The sequence below is a fragment of the Chloracidobacterium sp. genome, from assembly GCA_015075585.1.
Lineage (GTDB): Bacteria > Acidobacteriota > Blastocatellia > Pyrinomonadales > Pyrinomonadaceae > OLB17.
In genome coordinates, this window is sequence record JABTUB010000002.1 from 535244 (window position 1) to 557385 (window position 22142).

Genomic DNA, 22142 nt, shown 5'->3' on the forward strand with positions numbered 1-22142 from the left:
ATAAATTGTGGCGAACTTTGTTGAATTTATCAATAGGTTGTGCTAACTTTCACCCTACATTTCGTCAGACAACAAGCTGGTTTTGAAATTACAAAGGAGAACGGTTAAATACTATGGATAATTCTGGAAAGTCTGCACTCGGCCTCGATGCAAATGTTGCAGCAGGTTTGGCGTATCTTCCGATATGCCTTGTCAATATCGTGATGAGCATCATCATCATAGCGACCGACAAGACAAATAAGTTCGCACGTTTTGCGGCATTTCAATCGCTGCTTCTCGTCGGCGTACTGATCGTCGGCTACATCCTGACAATGATCGTAGCGGTTGCAGGCGCTGCAGCCAATTCAGCAATAATCTCCCTTTTCAGTTTGCTTGTTTGGCTGGTCTTCATTCTCGTTCCGCTCGTTTGCATGATCATTGCCTGTATCATGGCCTTCATGGGCAAGCAGTTCAAGCTTCCGATCATCGGCAATATGGCTGATAATTGGTCGAATTGATCGTGTTCTTTTTTATCGGGCCCAAGTTTATCGCTGACGACGGCGTTAATTTGGGCCTTACCAGTTTCAAAGGAGTACCTTTATGCCTAGTCCGGGAAAATCCGCTTTCGATCTCGATGAGAACGTTGCCGCAGGTTTAGCATATCTGCCGGTCTGCCTTGTCCACTTGGTGTTCAGTATAGCCATCCTTGCAACCGATAAGATCAACAAGCTTGCGCGCTTTCACGCGATACAATCGCTGCTCCTATTTGCATGCGGCATTATCGGGTATATTTGTATGTTCATCGCCATTTTCGTGGTGATGGCGCTCGCCGCCGCGACGCAAGTTTCAGCTTTTGTGTTCCTGATCTTCCTGATCTATGCCGTATTCGGGCTTTTCGCTCTTGGGCTTCTGGTGGCCCTCGTCATCTCGATGATCAAGGCATTCCAAGGGCAGATCTTCAAGCTCCCGATCATCGGCAATATGGCCGATAAGTGGTCGAGTTAATCGAACACGCGGGCGAAAACCTCATCGAGATTGCGTAAGTAGTGTCGCAGATCAAAGACGCGGTCTATCTCATCCGCCGAAAGGCGTGATGTGATGTCCCCGTCTTTCTTTATCAAGTCGCGGTAATCGCCGCCTTCGTCCCAGACCTTCATCGCGTTTCGTTGCGTGTAGGTGTAGGCGTCCTCGCGTGTTACGCCTTTCTGCGTCAAAGCGAGCATCAGTTGGCCGCTGAAGACAAGCCCGTGCGTCAGCTCAAGATTCTTGAGCATATTTTCAGGATAGACGATGAGTGTATCGAGCAGGCCCGCCGCCTTCGCAAGCATGTAATCGACCGCTGCGGATGAATCGGGAAGGACCACGCGTTCTGCCGAAGAATGCGAGATGTCGCGTTCGTGCCACAGAGCCACGTTCTCGAGCCCGACGATCGAATTCGCGCGCACCGTGCGTGCCATTCCGCAGATGCGTTCGGAAAGTATCGGGTTTCGTTTGTGCGGCATCGCCGACGAACCTTTCTGGCCTTTCTTAAAAGCCTCCTGAGCCTCGCGAACCTCCGTCCGCTGCCAATGCCGCACCTGCAATGCGATCTTTTCCAAGGTCGAGGCGATGATCGCAAGCGTACACAGGTATTCGGCGTACGATTCGCGTTGAATGACCTGGGTCGAAGCCTTAGCGGGCGCGAGGCCGAGCCGTTCGCAGACCCTTCGTTCCACGTCCGGCGACAGATGAGCGAACGCACCGACGGCACCTGATATCTTTCCTTTCGAGACGGCCTCGTGCGCCGAGATCAATCGCCGGCGGTTGATCTTCATATCTTCGTACCACAACGCCCACGTCAGCCCGAACGATGTCGGTTCGGCGTGAATGCCGTGGGTGCGGCCTATCTGCGGCGTGTCCTTGAACTCATACGCACGCCGCTTTATCACATCCATCAGTGCGTCGATCTTTGCGAACAGTATCTCGCACGATTCTTTCAGCAGCAGAGCATTCGCCGTGTCCACAACGTCGCTCGAAGTCAGCCCGTAATGCACAAACCGCGACGCCGGCCCGATATTCTCAGCCAGATTCGTCGTGAACGCGATCACGTCGTGGTCGGTCGTTTTCTCGATCTCGCTTATTCGCTCGACGGTGAACGCCGCTTTCGACTTGATCTCAACCAAAGCGTCCGCCGGTATCGTCCCGTCCTCCGCATGCACCTCGCACACAGCGATCTCAACATCCAGCCACTTCTGAAACTTATTTCCGGGCGACCACACACCGGCCATCTCGGGCAACGTATAACGTTCGATCATACACACCCGATTTTATTGTATAATCACCCGAATGTCAGTCGTCTTCGGATAAAAGATCGGTTACTGCCAAATGATCTTTGCTTCGTTATGCGTCAAATCCGACAAGGCCTCTAAAAAAAGCGTGAGTTGCCCTAGATAATGCCCTTCGAAATCAGCAGTTCGGCATTCAACACCGCAGAACCGGCGGCGCCGCGAACGGTATTGTGGCTTAAGCTTACGAATTTATAGTCGAAAACGGTGTCGGGAAAAATTCGTCCGACTGTGATGGTCATTCCGTTGCCGTTATTGCGGTCTAGTCGTGTTTGAGGCCGCGAAGGTTCGTCGGTAACTTGAATGAACCTGGCAGGCGACGAATGAAGGCCCAGCGACGGGAACATACTCATCGCATCGACGACCTGCTCAAGGTCGGCGGTCTCTTTCAGATCGACGCGGACGGAGATCATATGGCCGTCAACGACATTCACGCGGAAACACTGCGCCGACACCGGAAAATCAGCGTGCTTGATACCGCTTTCGGTAAATGTGCCTAGTATCTTCTGTGCTTCGATCTCGACCTTCGGCTCTTCGCCGGCGATGTATGGCAGGACATTGTCCGTGATATCAAGCGATGCCACACCGGGATAACCCGCACCCGAGATCGCCTGAAATGTCGTTATCACGCAGGAATCGACGCCGAAACGCCTGTGAAGCGCCGCGAGCGGCGGTGCGAACGATACCACCGCACAGTTCGGGTTCGTTACGATAAAACCCTTCGCAAAGCCGCGGTTCTGCTGCTGCTTCGTAATAAGCCCCACATGGTCGGCGTTGATCTCGGGGATCAGCAGCGGCACGTCCTCATCCATACGGTAGCTCGATGAATTCGAGATGACCGGATAGCCCGCACGCGCGAACGCCTCCTCTGTTTCGCGCGCCACGCTCGACGGCAGGCTTGAAAATACAATATCGCAGTCGAGCGGCGGCTCGATCGGCGACACGACGATGTCGCGTACATTCGGCGGAATGTTGCCCGGCAGCTTCCACGCGCACGCCTCGGAATACGGCTTGCCCGCAGAACGATCCGACGCGGCAAGCGCCGTTATCTCAAACTGCGGATGCCCTTCCAACAATTGGCAGAAACGCTGCCCGACAGTGCCCGTGGCACCAAGAATTCCTACGCGATATTTACTCACTTTTGTCCGTTACCTATCGAAAGCCTCTTTCATTCGCCTGACGCCTTCTGCCATGTTTTCTTCCGTATTGCAGAACGAAATGCGAAGGAAGCCTTTTGCCTCTTTGCCGAACGCAACGCCCGGTACGGTTACGACACGGTTTTGCAGGCATTTTTCGGCGATCTCCAAATCACTGCCAAGGCTGCGTACATCGAGCATCGTGTAAAAAGCCCCTTCGGGCGAAGTCGCTTTCAGTCCAAGTTCCTTTTCAAAAAGATCGACCAAGAATTCGCCGCGTCGTTTGTAGATGTCGCGTGCGTGCTGTTTCGCAGCCTCGGCTTCGGGCGTCCACGCGAGCAGGCTCGCTTTTTGAACTATCGTCGCCGCACACACAGTTGTGTAGCCGTGCATCACTTGTATCGCGTTCATCATCTCGGCGTCCTTGCCTGCAGCCCATCCGAGACGCCAGCCGGTCATAGATAGCGACTTTGATAAGCCGCTGACGATGATCGTCCGATCATAATACTCACTCGCTGAGTGCGGGCGATCACCAAAATAAAGCTCGCTGTAGATCTCGTCGGAAATAAGCCAAATGCCCGTTCCTTCCAGGGCCGCGGCGATGTCGCGAAGATCCTGTTCGGTCAGAACGCGGCCCGTCGGGTTTGACGGCGAGATAACGACTGCCGCTCGTGTACGTTCAGTGATCTTTGACCTGAATTCTTCGATATCAAAACCAAAGCTGCCGTCTGCCGGCATACGGTAATAAACCGGCACGCCTTGTGCGATACGCGTGCATGCGTCGTATGCCGGAAAGCTCGGGTCCGGCAGCAGCACTTCGTCTCCCTCATCGACCACGCACATAAAGGCGTCGGTCATCGCCTCTTGCGAACCGCACGTTACCACGACACCCGTGCGCGGCAGTTCCAAGTGCGGATACTGTTCGGCGATCTTATCGCGCAACGCCGGAAGGCCCGGATGCGACGTGTAGCCGTTCTGCTCGTCACGAGCGATGCGTGCCGCTTCGTCGCGGATGAACTGCGGTGTCGGCAGGTCAGGTTCGCCCAGACCGAAATTGATCGAATCAGGCAGCGCCCGCTCGAAGAACTGCCGAATCAGTGTCGGCTGCAGGCCGCGCATCCGCTGCGGCGGCATATATGCCTCGTCCTTTCGTGCCGGCTTCATTTCGTCTCGTCTTTGACGCCCTCTTCGTCAAGTTTTTCGCGGATCTCACCGACCTCTTGATTGAACTCGCCTTCCGCGATGGTGTTCGGGTCGCCGGTGAGTACGCCGCCGATCTCCTCGATACCGCCGATGATCTTTTGCGTCAGCCCGCTGATCTTCTCGGCAAGGCTGCCGTCTTTTGCCTCGGGTTCTGTCATTTTGAGCACCTCATCAATTAACAGTTTATCAGCGTTCGACGGCGAAATCGATAAAGCCGTTCTGCGGGTTGGCGGAGAGCAGCTTCACTCGGACCTTATCGCCGACATCAAGACGCTTTTGTCCGCGAACGACCATTCCATCCACAGGCGGACGAAGTATTCGTGCAAATATGCCGGCTTTCGTGTCTCCGGTAACGATCGCGTCGTATTCCTGGCCGATGTGATGCTGCAGGACGGCGGCCGCAACGATCTTTCTCATACGACGCTCAACCTTACGCGCAGCTTTCGCCTGAAGGTTCGCTTGCTCGGCAATATCGTCGAGTTCTTCGGGTGTGTAGGGCTGCTGCTCGCCCGCGATGACGGCTTTGACGATGCGCTGGACGACGATGTCGGTGAACCTGCGATTCGGAGCGGTCGAATGTGCGTAATCATTTACCGCGAGGCCGAAATGCCCGCCTGCATCCTCGCCCGGCCTTTGGACAACACATCGGCCCGCACCGATCAGCTTGATCAGCGAGAGCGAAAGGTCGGGAAAGCGTTCCGGGTCAGCCTGCTTTCGACGAGCCAAAAAGGCTGAGAACGCCGGAAGATCCGGTTCGGAGGGCAGTTGTTCGCCATATTCGGCGGCAATTCGAACGATCCCGTCCCAACGCTCGGGAGCTTCGACGACGCGTCGGAGCGAGGCGACATTCTCGCGTTCGAGAAACTCCGCCATCTCAACGTTCGTCGCGATCATAAAATTCTCAATGAGCTTGCGAGCCGCGTTCGGCTCCACGGCCCGTATCTCGCGAACCTCGCCATCCTCGACGACCGCCGAGGATTCGATGGATTCGAAATCGAGTGCTCCCTTCCTCGCACGATATTCGCCGAGACGAACTGCCGCAGCATTCTGAAGCCTGATCTGGGCTTCAAGCCCGACGGTATCGGCGATCTTCTGCGGGATCTGGCCTCGACCTTCGAGCCATTCGCCGACTGATTCGTAATCGAGCTTTGCGTGATTCCGCACCAACGCACGAAAGAATTTGGTGTCCGGCACATCGCCATTCTCTTTGACGATCATATCGGCAACGACCGCGAGACGATCCTCACCCTCGACAAGCGAAGTGATATCGGTCGAGAGCTCTTCGGGAAGCATCGGAAAGATGCGTGTCTCGGTGTAAACCGTTACCGTATTCTGCTTTGCGTGACGATCGATCGGCGTGTCTTTCTCGACGAATGCGGCAACGTCCGCGATCCCAACAAGCAAGCGGATATCGCCATTCTCAAGCTGCTCGGCCCACTCGATCTGGTCGAGATCCTTTGAAGTTTTGTTATCGATCGACGACCAGAGCGTATCGCGAAGGTCGGTGATGTTCGGTGCTGGCTCAGGATCGCGTCTCGCCACGATCTCTTTGAGCTGCGCAGCGACTGCGGCAGAAAAATCGGGTTCAAAACCATTACGGGTGACTGTCTCGTAGGCCCGTTCGCCGAGCCAGTTCTTATGTCCGGAATCGTTCATTCAGTTAAGTTCGATCTATGTAAGGCTGCTGCAAAATGCGTCTGCCCGATACTAACGAAGGTAGTCCTCGAGCTTAGTTGCGGCATCGGTTTTCTCGTCGCGATATTTGACGATGATCGGGCAATAGATCGAGAGGCCATTCTCGTGGCCGAAATCATTCGAGACCGCACGCGAACCTTGCACGACGACTGCACCGGCCGGGATCTCGAGCGAACCGCCTTCCGCCGCTTTTATTATTCGGTTATTCGGAAGATCGAACACCGGCGTCGAACGCGTCAGGATGACGCCGCTTGCGAGCACGGCACGCTCCCGGACGATCGTGCCCTCATAGACTCCCGTATTGCCGCCGACAAGAACGTCGTCCTCGATGACGACAGGCGTTGCATTCACCGGCTCGAGCACGCCGCCGATCTGCGCCGCGGCGGATAGATGCACGCGCTTGCCGATCTGCGCACAAGAGCCGACAAGAGCATGACTATCGACCATCGTGCCTTCGTCAATGTACGAACCGACATTGATATACGCGGGCGGCATTACGACGACGCTCGGCGCAACATAGCTGCCATCTCGGATCGCCGAACCGCCGACCACGATGCGAACACCATCCGCGAGCGACATCGGCCGTAAGGGAAACGTGTCCTTGTCAAAGAATTGAAGCGTCTCTGTCGGCTGCGAAAGCTCGACCATCTTTCCCATTCGAAAGCCGAGCAGAATTCCCTGCTTCACCCAAGAGTTTGCGTGCCAATTCCCGTCCGCATCTTTTTCAGCCGAGCGAATCTCACCACGCCGCAACGCGAGCTTGAATGCTTCGTAAACCTCGCGATCCGCAGCATCAAACTCAGTCTTCGCGAACATCTGTTCGATCTCTTCTCGAAGCTCCTTCATATTTCGATAGATCCGTCTTCTGAGTTACAACTTCAATTCCTTGATAATGGCGCGCAGTCGATTGCGAGTCGGTTCGGTCACCGGCACGAGCGGCAGACGGATGTTTTCTTCGCAGAGGCCGAGTTCTTTCATCACGAATTTGCACGGTGCCGGCGAAGCTTCGATGAAATTCGCTTCCATCAGCGGCAAGATCTTGTAATGAATTTTGCGTGCAAAATGGAATGAGCCGTTCAGGGCATGCTCGACCATCTTTGATGTCTCTTTGGGCAGTTCGTTGGCGATCACCGAAACAAGGCCGTCCGCACCGAGTGAGATCAGAGGCACGGTGGACGCATCATCACCCGAAAATACGCGAAAGTTCTTCGGCCGTCGGCGAATGATCTCCATTATCTGCGAGAAATTGCCGGACGCCTCTTTTGTCGCGACAATGTTATCGTGTTTCTCGGCAAGCCGCAGTGTCGTCTCCGCCGAGATATTCGACGAGGTTCGCGAAGGCACATTGTAGAGCATTATCGGCATCTCCCGAACGCTCTTTGCCACCTCGCTAAAATGGGCGAACATCCCTTCCTGCGTCGGCTTGTTGTAGTAGGGAGCGACGATAAGTGCGGCATCAGCACCGGCTTCGCGGGCCTTTCGCGTGAAATCGATCGTAGCAGCTGTATTGTTGCTGCCCGTTCCGGCGATCACGTTTGCCTTCAAGCTCTTCGCAACGGCGACCGCAGCGCGTATGACATCGAGCCGCTCGGCCTCATCCATCGTCGCGCTTTCGCCCGTTGTCCCGCACGGCACGAGAATTTTCACACCGCCTTTTATCTGGCGAGCGGCGAGCTTTCGAAAAACATCCTCGTCAAACGAGCCGTCCTTGCGGAACGGCGTTACCAATGCGGTGGCGCATCCCCGCATCCAATCGATCTTAAGCGTCATACGTTAAGGATATCACCGATCACATCGGTAAATTCAAAAAAACCTTTCTTTCCGACGATCCATTTGGCAGCCATCAGCGATCCGCGGGCAAAGCCTTCGCGCGAACGGGCCGTATGTTCGAGTAAAATCTGATCTGCCGGGCCGTCAAAGCCGACACGGTGCGTTCCCGGAATGTTGCCGGCGCGAGTTGCGGCGACGGAGATATTCCTGTCCGGGCCGATCTCGTCTCGGACGATCTCTTCTATCTTGAGTGCGGTGCCGCTCGGAGCGTCCTTTTTTCGCGAATGGTGCTGCTCCTCGATGAACACCTCGTACTCAGGAAACTTCGCGAACAGCTCGGCCGCGAATTCTGCCACACGGTAGAAAAGGTTTACGCCCGTCGAAAAATTCGCTCCGAAGACGAGGCTGCCGTTATGCAACGCAACCATCTGCTCGATCGCATCACGTTCGTTCTGCCAGCCGGTCGTGCCGATGACCGCGGCCGCTTCGGCGATCATAACGGCCTCGACATTTCGCTTCACCGCCGCCGCCGTTGAAAAATCGATCACCGCATCGGCACCGCGAAGCTTTTCAGCCAAAGCCGCCGCCGACAACGCGGCTTCACCGTCGGCGATAACAGCGACGATCTCATCACCGCCTTCGACGGCAAGCCGTTCGACGAGCTTGCCCATGGCACCGTGGCCGATAAGTGCTAGTTTCATAAATATTTTAACCACATAGGAACATAGAACACATAGAACGGAAAAAAACTATGTACCCTATGCCCATATGTGGTTCTAACTCTCCGATAGGTTTCGGTACAGTTCATTGACAAATGTTTTCTGCCCGTCCCGAAACAAATTCACACAATTGAAATTTATCAAGATCCCTTTTGGAGCACTCAATAGCTTCATTTAGGTCAAGAGCTGAGCTTCGTGAATAGGAGCAAGTGTCGAAACTGCTTTGAGTTCAACCGCCAAAATATTCTCAATGAAAAGGTCGCAACGCAACTCAGTATCTAAAACCATTTCCTTAAAACGAACGGGCACAACGAGTTCTGTCTGAAAGGCAATTTTCCTATCATTTAACTCATGCTTAAGACACTCGTGATAAACACTTTCGATAAGCCCCGGACCGATTGACTTATGTACCTCGATCGCCGCCCCGATCACGTCATATGTCAATTTATCCAGATACTTCTTCGTCATACGCTTGAGCCACATAGGAACATAGAAGACATAGTTTTTTCTTCTTTGCTATGTGCCCTATGTTCCTATGTGGTTAGTAAACTCTTTACGAGGTCAATGTACAACTCGACCGCTGTTTCAAGGTCTTTCTTAAGCACGAACTCGTCCTTCGTGTGCGCGACAAGGATCGAGCCGGGGCCGATAAGCAGCGGCTTGCCCCAGTTCGTCAAATACGGAATATCGGTCGTGAACCGCACGACCTTTTGCTCGAAGCCCGCGACAGCAAGCATCTTCACAGGCTCTGATGCTGACAACACTTCAATCTCGCCGCGACCGCGAACGACGCTCCTTATCGCGTCCTCGATCGGTTCGCGTTTTGTCGTGAGCCGTATCGCGAGGCCCGCTTCCGCGTTCGGCGGAATTACATTCAACGCCATTCCGCCCTCGATCGTCCCGATATTTACCGTAGTCTCACCGAAAAATTCATCGTTCGGCAGCCGCGTGTGCCGAACGTCTTCGAGAATGTCAAGAAGCTTCTCGATCGCCGACTCACCCTCTTCCGGATACGCCGAATGCGCGGCTTTGCCCGTCGTTCTTATCATCAGTCGGAAGGTTCCTTTTGAGCCGATCGCAAGGTCGTTATCCGTCGGCTCGCCGTTTATCAGATATTCGCACTTTGCGGCGAGCGGATGCATATTTGCGGCCTTCGCTCCCGTCGATGCACGCTCTTCCTCGACCGTGAACAGCAAGCCGATGTCCGTAATTCCCTCGGCTCGAAGACGCTCCGCCGCCGTTATCTGCGCCGCGATTATCCCTTTCGCATCACACGCCCCGCGGCCGTATATCTTCTCCTCATCCTCGGTCGGCGGAATATACGGCGGCACCGTGTCCATGTGCGTCGAAATCCAAACCCGCGGCGTTTCGTTCAAAGTTGCGATAACATTGTTCTGTCCCGGAGCAACTTCTTGAACTTCGACCGTCCAACCCAAACCCGCCAGATGATCGCGCAAGAAAAACCCGACCGCTTCCTCTTCACCGGAAACGGACGGAATGTTCATCAGGAATTTTGTGAGTTCGAATAGCGTCATTTATACACCGGATTGATGTAATTTACGTTTCCGTGAACCTCTTTGGTCGAATTGGATATTTCTGCCAAATCTCTACGCTTATCGTCAGGTCTAAACAGCAATACCCAGTAGCAATTTTTTTCGGCGTCTAGAGCCAGTTCGCTGCCCCCAAGCAACTCGGCATCCGTCACTCTGCGAAAAACATCAAGCGGCGATTGAGACAGATCATCAAGGTTACAGCTCTAATGCCGTGTACCCAGTAATATGTGTTTGAGCGGTTTGCCTTGATTCCGCGGGCCACAAAGACTTCCATCCGCCACCGGCCGAACAACGTCATCACGCTTACCCACCGTTACACTATTCAAAAGTTGACCACGAATCGGCTCGAATGCTGATTCAGGCTCAGTCGCTATCAAAGTGTAATATTCGTCTTTCATCCCAATCCATGAACCGTAAACCCAGCCGATCCCGCAGCTTTGAGAAGCCCTGCATCAGCCGAAACGAAGTCTCTATTTTTAGGATGCTCATTACACCACACCAGAGCGGCGGCAAGTTGCAGGCTGTCTGCGGCTTTTAATCCGTATTGAAACGGAAAGGTTCGGGCGAGTTGAATGATGCGATGGTCGTGCTCGATGATCTCCCACTTTGTCTCAAGATTCCCCAGTCGTTTTTTGGCTCTGTTAAATTCAACCATATCAAGCTGGTTCGTCCGCAATAACCGAGCAATAGCCGACTCCAGCTCCACCGGCGTCTCACACCATATAATTTGGCCGGACGAGCTCTTCCAAATTCGTCCGGCAGCAGACGAAGCAGATTCGTTAACACAAAGCGGCACCAAGGCACTGGTGTCAAAAAAAGGCATTAGTAAGGGGCCTCTTCTCTTTCGTCAAGAACAGCCTTTATCGCCGATCCTTTCGGCAACGACGGCGAGGAAAACAGGTCCTCCCAAAACTCTTCAGGAAGCTCGGTATCTTCCTTAGGCCCGGTTATTTTTGGTTCATGATCTCGAATGACCTTCTCCATCAAACGCTCGATAGCTTCCGCATTGTTCTTTGTTTTGAATATATCCCTGATCCTTTGCAGATTCTCAGTGTTGGCAATTTCAACTGTTACTGACATAACCAAATCTCCAGTCCCGATATTACCACATTAGAAAAACTCCTTATGCAGTTTCTTTATCACGTCGGCGGCGTCGGATTCGCGGACAACGAACGTTAGATTGACAGCGGACGCACCGTGCGAGACAAGAGCGATGTTGACGTCCTTTATGGTCGTAAAGATCTTTGATGCAAGCCCCGTCGAGGCACGAAGCCCCTCGCCGACAACGCAAATGACGGCATAGCCGCCTTCGACCTCGACCTCGCCGAGGCGCTCGAGTTCGGTAACGATCTTATCGAGTTCGGTCGTGTTGTCGAGCGTAAGTGCGATCGAAACCTCCGATGTCGAAATGACGTCGATCACCGTCCTGAAGCGCTCGAACACTTGGAAAACAGCGCTCATAAAGCCGTAGCTGCCGAGCATCCGTGCGGACGAAACGCGGAGGATCGTTATGTTCTTCTTATGCGCGATCGACTTGATCTTGTTCGGTGTTTCGGCCGAGCTCGCAACTACCATCGTGCCCGTCTCGTTCGGCTCGGATGTGTTGCAGACACGCACCGGAATGGCGTTATCAACCGCCGGCTTGATCGTCTTCGGGTGGAGCACTTTCGCACCGAAATACGCAAGTTCTGCCGCTTCTTCGTAGCTGAGGATCGGCACTGTGTGAGCGTCGCCGCATATACGCGGATCACAGGTCATAACACCCGTTACATCCGTCCATATCTGTAATTCCTGCGCAGCAAGTGCAGCGGCAACTATAGCCGCCGTATAGTCTGAACCGCCACGTCCGAGCGTCGTCGTCTCGCCCGCTTTGTTCGCAGCAATAAAGCCTCCCATCACGGGCACTTCGCCGCCCTTGATCAAAGGGAGCAGCTCAAGGCGGATCAGCTCATTTGTCTCAAAAATGAGCGGCTGAGCCGCTCCGAATTCGTCATCAGTAACGATCAAACGCCGCGAATCGACCTGCCGTGCGGCAATACCGCGCGACCTCAATACCTCGGCAAGCAGCCTCGATGAGAGCTGCTCGCCATAGCTGACGATGGCGTCTTTAAGCATCGATAGCGGCAAGCTGCGACGCTCGACACGTATCAAAAGATCATTCAACTCGCTCCGCGCGTATTGCAGTTCGGTATCGAAGGTATCCGCGTTCTCCGGCCGGATATAGTGCTTTGCGACTTCGATATGCCGCTGAAAATGCGGTTCGAGCGATGCGAACGCCGCCGTATGGTCACCGCGTTTGGCTATGTCGAAAGCGTCGAGCAGGGCGTCCGTAACCTTGGTCATCGCCGATACGACAACGATGGGCTGCCGCTCCAACTGAGTCGAAACGACCGTATGTACGCGCGCGAAGGCGGCAACATCGCCGACCGACGTTCCGCCGAATTTCATCACTGTCAGATCCGTTCGCTCGCTCACTTTGCTCATCTGAGATTAAAACACAAAGCAGCTTTCCGAAAAAACTGTGAAAGCCCGCGGGCGGGAGCAGTGATCCGGCCACGCCCGCGAGTATCGTTTACGACATCGAGATATTAGCCGCACAGGACCGCACCGCCGTTGACATTCAGCACCTCACCTGTAACGTGCCTTGCCCAATCTGACGCCAAAAATACGATCGAAAGAGCAACGTCGTCGGCAGTTGCGACACGGTTAAGCGGAATGCCGTCGATGACGCGCTCGCGAAACTCCGCATCGATAAAGACAGGGTCGTTCAGATTCGTATCGACCCATCCAGGCGCGACGGCATTGACTCGGATCCGCGGAGCAAGCTCATTCGACAAGGCTTTGGTGAACGCGATCTGGCCGCCCTTCGATGCTGCATAATTCGAATACCCTGCTTCGCCGCGCTGTCCGGCCGTGGAAGAAACGATCACGATCGAGCCGCCGCCGTTAGAGCGAAAATATGGCACGGCGGCACGGCATATCGTCCAAGTGCCTTTTAGATTCGTGTCTATCACGCGGTCCCAAAGCTCTTCAGACATTGTTTCGATGGGTTCGCCTTCCCAAATACCCGCGTTCGCAATGACTATATCGAGATGGCCGAAATTCTCGACAGCTGCCTTTGCAAGGCGCTCTGCTTCGTCCGGGACGGCAACATCCGCCTTGAATGCGAGAGCTTTTACGCCGAATGAAAGACATTCACGAACGACCGCGTCCGCCTCAAGGTCGTTTGTAAGATAGTTAACGATAACGTTAGCTCCTGCCTCAGCAAGACGTATGGCAGTTGCCCGGCCGATGCCTCGTGATGCTCCGGTAACTACAGCCGTTCTGCCCGAAAAGAGGCAGAACGGCAGTTTCTGTTCTAATTTTTCATTCTTCATAATTCAACTTTTGCAAGAGTTTTGGCTATCTGCTTTGCGTGCCGATAGGAAAGAAAATGTGCGGCCGCACTGCGTGCTTGTCCGCCGAGGACCTCGCGCAGGACGCGTGCCGTCTCATACGTGTCGCTTAGGAAGGCATCGTGCCCGTCGTCAGAACGCATCTCGTAATAACGTGCCTTGACACCGGAATCCGCGAGGCGGCCGCAAAGAGCTCGCACATCGGACGCCGGAAATAACTGATCGGATGAAATGCCGACAAGCGAAACCTTTGCCCGAATACGCTCAATGTCGCGGTCGGCAAGGTCAAAAAGGTCCATTGCCTTCAAGATCAGCTCGTACGATCCCGGCTCGAACCGCTGCAGGAACACTTCGCCCTGATGATCCAGATATCCGCCGATATCGAACCTGCCGCCGTGCTGATGCGGGTCTTCGCCGTTGCGGTTCGGCTTTCGCCCGTGGCGTGCATCGAACTGCTGATGCGACTTGTACGAAACGATCGCAACCTGCCGCGCAAGCGCGAGATCGCCCGCCGTAACGGCCTGCCGCTGAATGTGATTGAGCGCCAGCCCCATTGCGGATAACGGTGTGGCAGCGATCGAGATCGCGTGCTCGACGGAATCGGGAAATTCCGACGCGTGCTGAAGTGCAAGCATTCCGCCGACGCTGCCGCCTATTACGGCCTTGAACCTTTTGACACCCAAGCTGCGGAAAAGATGGCCGTTCGCACGCACCATATCGCGAAGGGTAACGAGCGGCGTTATGTTGTGTTCGTCCTGTTCCTTTAGCTGTCGGGCGCTTGTCGAGCCATAGCATGAGCCGAGATAATTCACGCAAATGAATGCATTCTTCGACGTGTCGAGCACCTTCTGCCTGCCGATCGTTCCGTTCCACCATTCGCCGATCCGCGAGGAACCGGTAAGAGCATGGAACACAAGCACCGCATTTGAGCGTTCAGCGTTCAGTTCGCCGTAGATCGTGCATCGCAACTTGACGGCATTGAGCACAGCGCCTGACTCCAGCTCGAACGGTTCGTCTATCGTGTGATCGAATTCGATCATTTTCACCTCCTTTGACAGAGCGGGCGATGTATTTGCAAGCAAGCACCGCACCGCCCTGTCATATCTGACGACACTTATGCCAAGGCCGCCGTCGCTGACGCCGCGGACGATGACAAAGCAGTGTCGAGATCAGCTATGATGTCGGCAATATCTTCGATCCCGACTGAAAGCCGTATCAGTTCGGGTGAAACACCGGTCGAGACTTGCTCTTCGGCAGTCAACTGCTGATGCGTCGTCGATGCGGGATGGATGACGAGCGATTTCGCATCACCGATATTTGCGAGCAGCGAGAAGAGCTTGACCGAGTTAATGAACCGCTTGCCCGCTTCGGCACCGCCCTTGATGCCGAACGTAACTATCGAACTGGCTCCATCGGGCAGGTACTTTTCGGCGAGTTTGTAGAATTTGCTCGACGGCAGCTTAGGGTAGTTCACCCATTCGACAAGCGAATGCCCGTCGAGGAATTCTGCGACCGCAAGTGCGTTCTCGCTGTGGCGCTCCACACGAAGCGGCAACGTTTCAGCCCCCTGCAAGAGCTGCCACGACGAGAACGGCGAGAGCGCCGCACCGGTATCGCGGAGGCCCTGAACACGTGCCTTTATGATGAACGCCAGCGGCCCGAAAGCCTCGGTGTACGATATGCCGTGGTAGCTCGGATCAGGCTCGTTGAACTCCGCAAAGCGGCCGCCGGCCGCCCAATCGAACTTGCCGGCATCGACTATCACGCCGCCGATCGTCGTCCCGTGTCCGCCAATGTACTTTGTCGCAGAATGAAGGACAATATCCGCTCCCCATTTTATCGGATTGCAGAGAACCGGTGACGGGATCGTGTTGTCGATAATGAGCGGCAGCCCGTTGCGGTGAGCGATCTCAGCAAGCCGCTCGATGTCGATCACATCGAGCTTCGGATTACCGACCGTTTCGGTGTATATCGCCTTCGTCCGCTCACCGATCGCCGCCTCTATGCCTTCATAGTCGGCCCCGTCAACAAGGCGAACCTTGATCCCGAGACGCGGCAGTGTGTGATGAAAGAGGTTGTAAGTGCCGCCGTAGAGCGACGTGGTTGAAACGATCTCGTCGCCGGCTCCGGCAAGCGTTATTATCGCCAGCGTTTCTGCAGCCTGTCCGCTTGCGGTCGCAAGCGCCGCAACGCCGCCTTCGAGTGCCGCCACGCGCTTTTCAAGCACATCGGTCGTAGGGTTCATAAGGCGCGTGTAGATGTTGCCGAACTCTTTCAGTGCAAAGAGGCGTGCTGCATGATCCGCGTCGTTGAACGCATACGACGTCGTTTGATAAATTGGCACGGCGCGTGAATTCGTCGCAGGGTCGATCTCTTGTCCGCCGTGTATCGCTAATGTATTGAAGCCGAAGTTGTTTTCTGACATTTCCATTTCTCTCCTATTGGTTTTATCGGCAACTTCGGTCAAAAACGAAAAAAGCCCTCGTGCCAAGTCGCACGAGAGCTTTAATAAAAGTCTTCCGTTTGTCGGCGGCGGTTTATGGTCGCCGAGACGCTTTAGCAGTGTTTTTAAGTGGAGCAAGTTGCCTTAAATCGCCACTTTGTAAGTTTTTCAATTCACGGTCGGCCATCCGTCCGCTTTGAGTAAGTTAGAACACAGTGCGGAGCGCTGTCAACCCAAGATCATCATTCCCGTGAATTTTTCGCTGCCGTGATGAAGATGATGCCGCATTTCAACTTCAAGAAACTGCGGCTCGCAATTAAACTAATCTTTAAGATGCAAGATATCGAAAAACCGGAGCAGCAGGCTGTTGCGTGGATACCGACCGAGGATGTTACAGAGCGTTCGCGCTTGATGCGATTTATGCGTCAAGTAGGTGTCTCAACTTGGGACGACCTTTATCAATACTCGATCAACAATGTCGAAAGGTTTACCGAAGACGTGCTGAAATTCCTCGATATCAAGTTCGACCCGCCGTACGACAAACTCCTCGACATTTCGAACGGCATCGAAATGCCGCGCTGGTTCTCACGGAACGCGGACACTCCCGTCCGCGTTCCGACCGCCGGGCTTAACATCACCGAAATGTGCCTCGACCGATGGCAGACGGATGAGATGAAGGACGAACCGGCGGTGATTTCGGAAGCCGAGGACGGACACACTCGCGAATTATCTTACGGCGAACTGCTTGCTATGACAGAGAGCTGCGCGGCAGGAATGCGGGCAAAGGGCCTTAAGAAAGGTGATGCGATCGGGATCCACCTGCCGATGCTTCCCGAAACAGTTGCCGCATTGCTCGCGATAAACCGCATCGGTGCGATCGCGGTACCGGTCTTTTCGGGCTATGGCATCGAAGCGATCGCCAGCCGTATGAACGCCGTCGGGGCCGCTGCGATCTTCATCAGCGAAGGATTTTCGCGGCGCGGCAAATGGGTCGATGCACTCACAACAGCCGAACAAGCTATCGACGAAGTGCCGACGATAAAAAACATCTTTCTTGTCCGAACGGCAGAAGCGAACGGCCGCACACCCGCGGAATTGAAAGGGGAAACTTGGTGTTCATTTGACCAACTCATTTCTGGAGGAGCAGATAACGCAAGGACCGAGCCGACCGCCGCCGAGGATCCGCTGATCATTCTTTACACCTCGGGCACGACCGGCAAGCCGAAGGGCATTGCTCACACGCATGCGAGTTTCCCGATCAAGGCGGCGCAGGATATGGCGTTCGGCACCGACGTCGGCAAAGGCACTCGCATTTGCTGGTACACCGACCTAGGCTGGATGATGGGGCCGTGGCTGATCTACGGCGCTCTCATTAATGGCGCAACGATCTGCATCTACGACGGCGCACCGGACTATCCGACCGCGGACCGTATGTGGAAATTTTGTGCAGATCACAAGGTCGAGGTGCTCGGCATTTCGCCAACACTAGTACGTTCGCTCGCGCGGAGCGGGGACACTCCTGTCCCCATGAGCGTCGCTTCGACGCGAACAGAAGATCTCGGCGGAGGAACCGCCGATGAGGACAAGAGTGTCCCCGCTCTGTCACGGAGAGGCTGGTATCGCTCACACAAACTACCGCATTTCGACGGTGAGGTCATTCAATTTGTAACATTCAGACTCGGAGATTCGCTGCCGCAGCCGGCACTTGAGAGGCTAAAACTTCAACTGGAGAACGAGAAACTCTCGGACGACTCAGATGCTTATCGGCAGCGCGTCGAAGAATATCTCGATCAAGGCGCCGGCGAATGCATACTTAAAGATCCCCGGGCCGCAGCCATTTTCGAAGAGCTTCTCTTGAATGAGCACGGCTCATCCTGCGATCTAAAAGCTTGGGTTGTGATGCCGAATCACGTTCATATTTTGGTGAGAATGTTGCCCGGTCACGACCTTGCAGGTCTAATCAAGCGGATAAAGGGCATCTCCGCCCGACGTATCAATCAGTTACTAGACCGCGAAGGTACGCTCTGGCAACCGGACTATTTTGACCGATATATTCGCGACGGCAAGCACTATTCCAAAACCCTTAGCTACATCGAAAACAATCCGGTAATTTCCAAACTAAGCGACAAAATAGAGAATTTCCGTTTCTCGAGTGCGTGGGCGTACAGGAGTGGGAACACTTCTGTCCCCATGAGCATCGCTTCGACGCGAACAGAAGATCTCGGCGGAGGAATCGCCGATGGGGGCAAGAGTGTCCCCGCTCCGTCGCGGTACGATCTTTCTTCGCTTCGCATCCTAGCTTCGACGGGCGAACCGTGGAATCCCGATCCTTGGTGGTGGCTCTTTGAAAAGGTCGGCAACTCAAAGCTGCCGATCATCAACTACAGCGGCGGCACCGAGATCGCGGGCGGCATTCTGATGGGAAATCCGCTTTTGCCGATCAAGCCGTGCTCATTTTCCGCTCCGTGTCCGGGTATGGATGTTGATATTTTCGGCGAAGACGGTAAGCCGGTCGAACGCGGACAAGTTGGCGAACTCGTGATAAAGCAGCCGTGGATCGGTATGGCTCGCGGATTTTGGCAGGACGCTGAGCGATATCACGAAGCATATTGGGCAAGATTTGAGAATATCTGGGTGCACGGCGACTGGGCGATGCAGGATGAGGACGGAAGCTGGTACATACTCGGACGCAGCGACGACACGCTCAAGGTTGCCGGAAAGCGTGTCGGCCCGGCCGAGGTCGAGAGTATCCTTGTATCGTACGACGGCGTCGTCGAAGCGGCAGTTATCGGCGTGCCGGACGAGGTCAAAGGCACCGCAATGGTGGCGTTCGTTGTACGGCAAAGCGACCTTCCGATCGGCGATGAACTCCAAGCCGAGCTTAAAGCATTGGTAGCAAAGGAAATTGGCAAACCGCTTGCCCCCTCGGAGATACATTTCGTCGCTGCCCTGCCGAAGACGCGAAACGCAAAAGTGATGCGGCGTGTTATTCGTTCGGCATTCCTCGGTCAGGATGCGGGCGACCTTTCGTCGCTCGAAAACCCAAATGCCGTCGCTGAAATAAGTAAACTCTGTCCGACGAAACAGAAAAACAAAAACGATACAATGGAATGAGCAGCCTGCTCCGAGGCTCGATGACGATAGGCAAATGCAGAACAAACGTCTGACCCGATTGGCATGGCTTTCAATAGCAACCGCTATTGCGACCATCTCATTAAAGGCGGCAGCATATGTGCTGACGGGATCGATCGGCCTTTTGTCGGACGCTCTCGAATCGGTCATCAATCTTGTTGCTGCGGTTTTCGCACTTTGGATGCTGACGATCGCGGGCCGGCCGGCTGATGACGGCCATCCCTATGGCCACACAAAGGCGGAGTATTTTTCCGGAGCACTCGAAGGCTCACTGATCGGAATGGCGGCGCTCAGCATCGCATGGGCGGCCATAGGACGAATGCTCGCTCCGCAGCCGATCGAGAACATCTCGCTCGGCCTCGTCATCTCTTTCATCGCATCAATCTTGAATCTCATCGTCGGCCAACTGCTCATCCGTGAAGGCCGCAAGCATCGCTCGGTAACACTCGAAGCTGACGGCAAGCATCTGATGACCGATGTTTACACGTCCGCAGGCGTTATTGTGGCTGTATTTGCGGTCGGCATAACGGGCTGGCTGATACTCGACCCGCTGATCGCGTTGATAGTTGCGGTCAATATTCTTCGGACGGGCTACGAGGTCGTCAGCCACGCAGCGACCGGCCTGATGGACGCCGCAGTGCCGCCCGAAGATCACGCAAAGATCGTCAGCATCCTCGACGGCTTCAAGGCGTCGCACGGCATTGATTATCACGCGCTGCGAACGCGGCGGTCGGGCACACGAGCATTCGTTACGGTACACATTCTCGTACCTGATGATTGGACCGTACAGTTTGGGCACCACTTCCTTGAGCAGATCGTCGATGACATACATATTGCGGTACCCGGCTCGAACGTCTTTACACATATGGAGCCGCTCAACGACCCGCTTTCGATGCAGGATATCGAACTAAAGTGACGCAAACACTCGTTACCGAAGCACATCTGCCGGAGATGGCGGAGTATCTTGCTAAAAAGCATACGATCTTCCGCAAAGTACTTATTCTCTATGGGCAGCCTCCGCTTTGGGGCCGTGAGCAGGGTTTTGCAACGCTCCTTCAGATCATCCTTGAGCAGCAAGTGTCGCTTGCCTCGGCAAAGGCCTGCTTTGATAAACTCGTGGCTCACATCGGGCGGCTCACGCCCGAAACGCTCCTTACTCTTGACGACATCACCATGAAGCGCATCGGTTTCAGCCGGCAGAAGACGGCGTATGCACGGCATTTGTCGCAGGCGCTGATCGACCGGCGGATCGATCTGGATGCCTTGGAGGCTTTGCCGGATCACGCGGTGAAGGCTGAGCTTGTAAAACTCAAAGGCGTCGGTGAATGGACAAGCGATATTTACCTTTTGATGGCGATGCTTCGGCCGGATGTGATGCCGCGCGGCGACATTGCCCTCCACGAAGCCTACCGGCGGCTCCGCGCGCTCGACGAACGGCCGTCTTCGAACACGTTCGCCGAGATCGCCGAACAATGGTCGCCCTATCGAAGCGTCGCCGCGCGGCTTCTTTGGCATTTTTATCTCAGCGAACGCCGGGCAGCACGCACTTTTGGCGAATAAATTTGTAGTAACTGCAAAAACACCTGCATTTTCGGCAAATCTTGCGCACTCAACCACATCGGAATTGACCGGCCGCTGTTTGCATTACAAGTGATCGAGTATCGGTGCGATGCGAATCAAAGCAAACCTTTCACGCTGCTTGCAGCATCTGTTATCCTAATGATCGTCGAAATGACCAATACTATGAGATCAAGAATATTTGCGGCGTTGATACTTTGTGGATTTTTGCTGAATTCGGCTGTTCTTGCCGGCCCGGACAAACGTCGGCCTGCAAAGCAAAAGCAGGCCGCCGACCTCGTTGCACTGCTTCCCGCGGCAGATGGCGCGGCTACGATCGACGTGAAGCGCTTCTTCAACAGCGCTCTTCCGCAGCTCCTGTCTGCCAACCAGAAGATGTTTGCAAAACTGCTCGGCCATGTTCGCGAGATCGAGAGCAAAACGGGCATCGACCTCCGCAAGTTCGATAACATCGCAGCGGCGGCAAACATAAAACCCGACGGAAAGGATAAATTCCGGATCGACCTCGTCGCTATTGCGCGCGGAGAACTTTCGGCAGCTGCAATGATCGGTGTCGTCAAGCTCGCATCTGACGGCAAATATCGCACGGAAACCATTGGCGAACGGACGGTTTACATTATCGACACAAAAGCGATCAAGGCCGCAGCCAAGCCGGCGAACGGCCCTGCTGCGGCAGATGCGGTTGCGGGCAAGGTGGACAGTGAAATGTTGAATGAGATCGCATTTTCCGAATGGGACGGCGGCACGCTGGTATTCGGCTCGCCCAATTTGGTCAAGGCAACGCTCGAACGGTCATCTGCGCTCTCATCCGATATCACTTCGCTTTTGTCCGCACGCGAGGCCGCGGTCTTTAGTGCCGCGTTTCGCCTACCCGACGGCATGTCCTCAACGCTGAAAATGGATACGGACGAATTTGCCAAGAATATCGATTCCATAAGGTACCTTAGCAGTTGGATCGATGTTATACCGACAGGAGCCGCACTTTCGATCCAAGCACGAACGTCAGACGCCGCACGTGCAAAAGATCTCTCGGACACGCTCTTGGGACTGCAATTCCTCGGTAAACAGCTTTTGAAGAACTCGAAGCGGGCCGATCAGCAGGTTTACGCACGGCTCGTCGAGAATGCCAAGATAACGCTTCGCGATACGGATGTGAGCATAGATCTGAAAGTGCCGCAGGCAGATGTCGATCGGCTTGTCGCAACACTGAAGTAG

General features: G+C 54.7%; 21 protein-coding genes and 1 pseudogene. 6 read left to right on the forward strand and 16 right to left on the reverse strand.

Annotated features, from left to right (window positions below):
• Nucleotides 1–113: 113 nt before the first annotated feature.
• On the forward strand, nt 114–497 hold the full coding sequence (locus HS105_11430; GenBank protein MBE7517198.1) for a hypothetical protein: 384 nt from the start codon (nt 114–116) through the stop codon (nt 495–497).
• Nucleotides 498–579: 82 nt separating this feature from the next.
• Nucleotides 580–984 (forward strand): hypothetical protein, encoded by a 405-nt coding sequence (locus tag HS105_11435; protein ID MBE7517199.1) that lies wholly within the window; start codon nt 580–582, stop codon nt 982–984.
• Here HS105_11435 and HS105_11440 read toward each other — a convergent pair.
• The 16 genes and pseudogenes from HS105_11440 to HS105_11515 form a co-directional block, all read right to left on the reverse strand.
• Nucleotides 981–2273: an adenylosuccinate lyase gene (locus tag HS105_11440; GenBank protein MBE7517200.1), complete on the reverse strand. Its 1293-nt coding sequence runs from the start codon at nt 2271–2273 to the stop codon at nt 981–983. The genes HS105_11435 and HS105_11440 overlap by 4 nt on opposite strands.
• A gap of 131 nt (nt 2274–2404) precedes the next feature.
• Nucleotides 2405–3442 (reverse strand): aspartate-semialdehyde dehydrogenase, encoded by a 1038-nt coding sequence (gene asd, locus HS105_11445; GenBank protein MBE7517201.1) that lies wholly within the window; start codon nt 3440–3442, stop codon nt 2405–2407.
• A 9-nt stretch (nt 3443–3451) separates the two neighbouring features.
• On the reverse strand, nt 3452–4603 hold the full coding sequence (locus HS105_11450) for a pyridoxal phosphate-dependent aminotransferase (protein ID MBE7517202.1): 1152 nt from the start codon (nt 4601–4603) through the stop codon (nt 3452–3454).
• Nucleotides 4600–4800, reverse strand: coding sequence for a hypothetical protein (locus HS105_11455; protein ID MBE7517203.1), 201 nt, complete (start codon nt 4798–4800; stop codon nt 4600–4602). The genes HS105_11450 and HS105_11455 overlap by 4 nt, the downstream gene beginning before the upstream one ends.
• A gap of 28 nt (nt 4801–4828) precedes the next feature.
• Complete coding sequence (locus HS105_11460) at nt 4829–6298, reverse strand: RNB domain-containing ribonuclease (protein ID MBE7517204.1); 1470 nt, start codon at nt 6296–6298, stop codon at nt 4829–4831.
• A gap of 51 nt (nt 6299–6349) precedes the next feature.
• Nucleotides 6350–7183 carry a 2,3,4,5-tetrahydropyridine-2,6-dicarboxylate N-succinyltransferase gene (locus HS105_11465; GenBank protein ID MBE7517205.1) on the reverse strand — a complete coding sequence of 278 codons (834 nt, stop codon included), beginning with the start codon at nt 7181–7183 and terminating at the stop codon, nt 6350–6352.
• A 24-nt stretch (nt 7184–7207) separates the two neighbouring features.
• Nucleotides 7208–8086: a 4-hydroxy-tetrahydrodipicolinate synthase gene (locus HS105_11470; GenBank protein MBE7517206.1), complete on the reverse strand. Its 879-nt coding sequence runs from the start codon at nt 8084–8086 to the stop codon at nt 7208–7210.
• A 17-nt stretch (nt 8087–8103) separates the two neighbouring features.
• On the reverse strand, nt 8104–8808 hold the full coding sequence (locus HS105_11475) for a dihydrodipicolinate reductase (GenBank protein ID MBE7517207.1): 705 nt from the start codon (nt 8806–8808) through the stop codon (nt 8104–8106).
• 75 nt (nt 8809–8883) lie between these two features.
• Nucleotides 8884–9294, reverse strand: a pseudogene (locus HS105_11480) (GxxExxY protein).
• A 65-nt stretch (nt 9295–9359) separates the two neighbouring features.
• Nucleotides 9360–10361 carry a M20/M25/M40 family metallo-hydrolase gene (locus HS105_11485; protein ID MBE7517208.1) on the reverse strand — a complete coding sequence of 334 codons (1002 nt, stop codon included), beginning with the start codon at nt 10359–10361 and terminating at the stop codon, nt 9360–9362.
• A gap of 412 nt (nt 10362–10773) precedes the next feature.
• Nucleotides 10774–11202, reverse strand: a complete 429-nt coding sequence (locus HS105_11490; GenBank protein ID MBE7517209.1) for a type II toxin-antitoxin system VapC family toxin — start codon at nt 11200–11202, stop codon at nt 10774–10776.
• A complete protein-coding gene (locus HS105_11495) occupies nt 11202–11459 on the reverse strand; it encodes a hypothetical protein (GenBank protein ID MBE7517210.1) in 258 nt (85 codons plus the stop codon). The genes HS105_11490 and HS105_11495 overlap by 1 nt, the downstream gene beginning before the upstream one ends.
• Nucleotides 11460–11489: 30 nt before the next feature.
• Nucleotides 11490–12863 carry a lysine-sensitive aspartokinase 3 gene (gene lysC, locus HS105_11500; GenBank protein MBE7517211.1) on the reverse strand — a complete coding sequence of 458 codons (1374 nt, stop codon included), beginning with the start codon at nt 12861–12863 and terminating at the stop codon, nt 11490–11492.
• Between the two features lie 104 nt (nt 12864–12967).
• Nucleotides 12968–13756: a 3-oxoacyl-ACP reductase FabG gene (locus HS105_11505; GenBank protein MBE7517212.1), complete on the reverse strand. Its 789-nt coding sequence runs from the start codon at nt 13754–13756 to the stop codon at nt 12968–12970.
• Nucleotides 13753–14814 carry an alpha/beta fold hydrolase gene (locus HS105_11510; protein ID MBE7517213.1) on the reverse strand — a complete coding sequence of 354 codons (1062 nt, stop codon included), beginning with the start codon at nt 14812–14814 and terminating at the stop codon, nt 13753–13755. Before HS105_11510 ends, HS105_11505 begins: the two co-directional genes overlap by 4 nt.
• A 74-nt stretch (nt 14815–14888) precedes the next feature.
• Nucleotides 14889–16199, reverse strand: coding sequence for a homocysteine synthase (locus tag HS105_11515; protein ID MBE7517214.1), 1311 nt, complete (start codon nt 16197–16199; stop codon nt 14889–14891).
• Between the two features lie 351 nt (nt 16200–16550).
• Between HS105_11515 and HS105_11520 the strand changes: the two genes are divergently transcribed.
• The 4 genes from HS105_11520 (at nt 16551) to HS105_11535 (ending at nt 22142) form a co-directional block, all read left to right on the forward strand.
• On the forward strand, nt 16551–19331 hold the full coding sequence (locus HS105_11520; GenBank protein MBE7517215.1) for an AMP-binding protein: 2781 nt from the start codon (nt 16551–16553) through the stop codon (nt 19329–19331).
• A gap of 34 nt (nt 19332–19365) precedes the next feature.
• Entirely contained in the window at nt 19366–20265 is a 900-nt protein-coding gene (locus HS105_11525) for a cation transporter (GenBank protein ID MBE7517216.1), read from the forward strand.
• A 35-nt stretch (nt 20266–20300) separates the two neighbouring features.
• Nucleotides 20301–20909, forward strand: a complete 609-nt coding sequence (locus tag HS105_11530) for a DNA-3-methyladenine glycosylase 2 family protein (protein MBE7517217.1) — start codon at nt 20301–20303, stop codon at nt 20907–20909.
• A gap of 183 nt (nt 20910–21092) precedes the next feature.
• Complete coding sequence (locus HS105_11535) at nt 21093–22142, forward strand: hypothetical protein (protein ID MBE7517218.1); 1050 nt, start codon at nt 21093–21095, stop codon at nt 22140–22142.

Coding starts and splice junctions, on each gene's coding strand:
- HS105_11450 (MBE7517202.1), bottom strand. CDS start 4,603: ATGAAGCCGGCACGAAAGGACGAGGCATATATGCCGCCGCAGCGGATG.
- HS105_11465 (MBE7517205.1), bottom strand. CDS start 7,183: ATGAAGGAGCTTCGAGAAGAGATCGAACAGATGTTCGCGAAGACTGAG.
- HS105_11455 (MBE7517203.1), bottom strand. CDS start 4,800: ATGACAGAACCCGAGGCAAAAGACGGCAGCCTTGCCGAGAAGATCAGC.
- HS105_11485 (MBE7517208.1), bottom strand. CDS start 10,361: ATGACGCTATTCGAACTCACAAAATTCCTGATGAACATTCCGTCCGTT.
- HS105_11430 (MBE7517198.1), top strand. CDS start 114: ATGGATAATTCTGGAAAGTCTGCACTCGGCCTCGATGCAAATGTTGCA.
- HS105_11530 (MBE7517217.1), top strand. CDS start 20,301: ATGGCGGAGTATCTTGCTAAAAAGCATACGATCTTCCGCAAAGTACTT.
- HS105_11515 (MBE7517214.1), bottom strand. CDS start 16,199: ATGTCAGAAAACAACTTCGGCTTCAATACATTAGCGATACACGGCGGA.
- HS105_11440 (MBE7517200.1), bottom strand. CDS start 2,273: ATGATCGAACGTTATACGTTGCCCGAGATGGCCGGTGTGTGGTCGCCC.
- lysC (MBE7517211.1), bottom strand. CDS start 12,863: ATGAGCAAAGTGAGCGAGCGAACGGATCTGACAGTGATGAAATTCGGC.
- HS105_11460 (MBE7517204.1), bottom strand. CDS start 6,298: ATGAACGATTCCGGACATAAGAACTGGCTCGGCGAACGGGCCTACGAG.
- HS105_11505 (MBE7517212.1), bottom strand. CDS start 13,756: ATGAAGAATGAAAAATTAGAACAGAAACTGCCGTTCTGCCTCTTTTCG.
- HS105_11490 (MBE7517209.1), bottom strand. CDS start 11,202: ATGCCTTTTTTTGACACCAGTGCCTTGGTGCCGCTTTGTGTTAACGAA.
- HS105_11475 (MBE7517207.1), bottom strand. CDS start 8,808: ATGAAACTAGCACTTATCGGCCACGGTGCCATGGGCAAGCTCGTCGAA.
- HS105_11520 (MBE7517215.1), top strand. CDS start 16,551: ATGCAAGATATCGAAAAACCGGAGCAGCAGGCTGTTGCGTGGATACCG.
- HS105_11535 (MBE7517218.1), top strand. CDS start 21,093: ATGAGATCAAGAATATTTGCGGCGTTGATACTTTGTGGATTTTTGCTG.
- HS105_11470 (MBE7517206.1), bottom strand. CDS start 8,086: ATGCGGGGATGCGCCACCGCATTGGTAACGCCGTTCCGCAAGGACGGC.
- HS105_11525 (MBE7517216.1), top strand. CDS start 19,366: ATGCAGAACAAACGTCTGACCCGATTGGCATGGCTTTCAATAGCAACC.
- HS105_11435 (MBE7517199.1), top strand. CDS start 580: ATGCCTAGTCCGGGAAAATCCGCTTTCGATCTCGATGAGAACGTTGCC.
- HS105_11510 (MBE7517213.1), bottom strand. CDS start 14,814: ATGATCGAATTCGATCACACGATAGACGAACCGTTCGAGCTGGAGTCA.
- HS105_11495 (MBE7517210.1), bottom strand. CDS start 11,459: ATGTCAGTAACAGTTGAAATTGCCAACACTGAGAATCTGCAAAGGATC.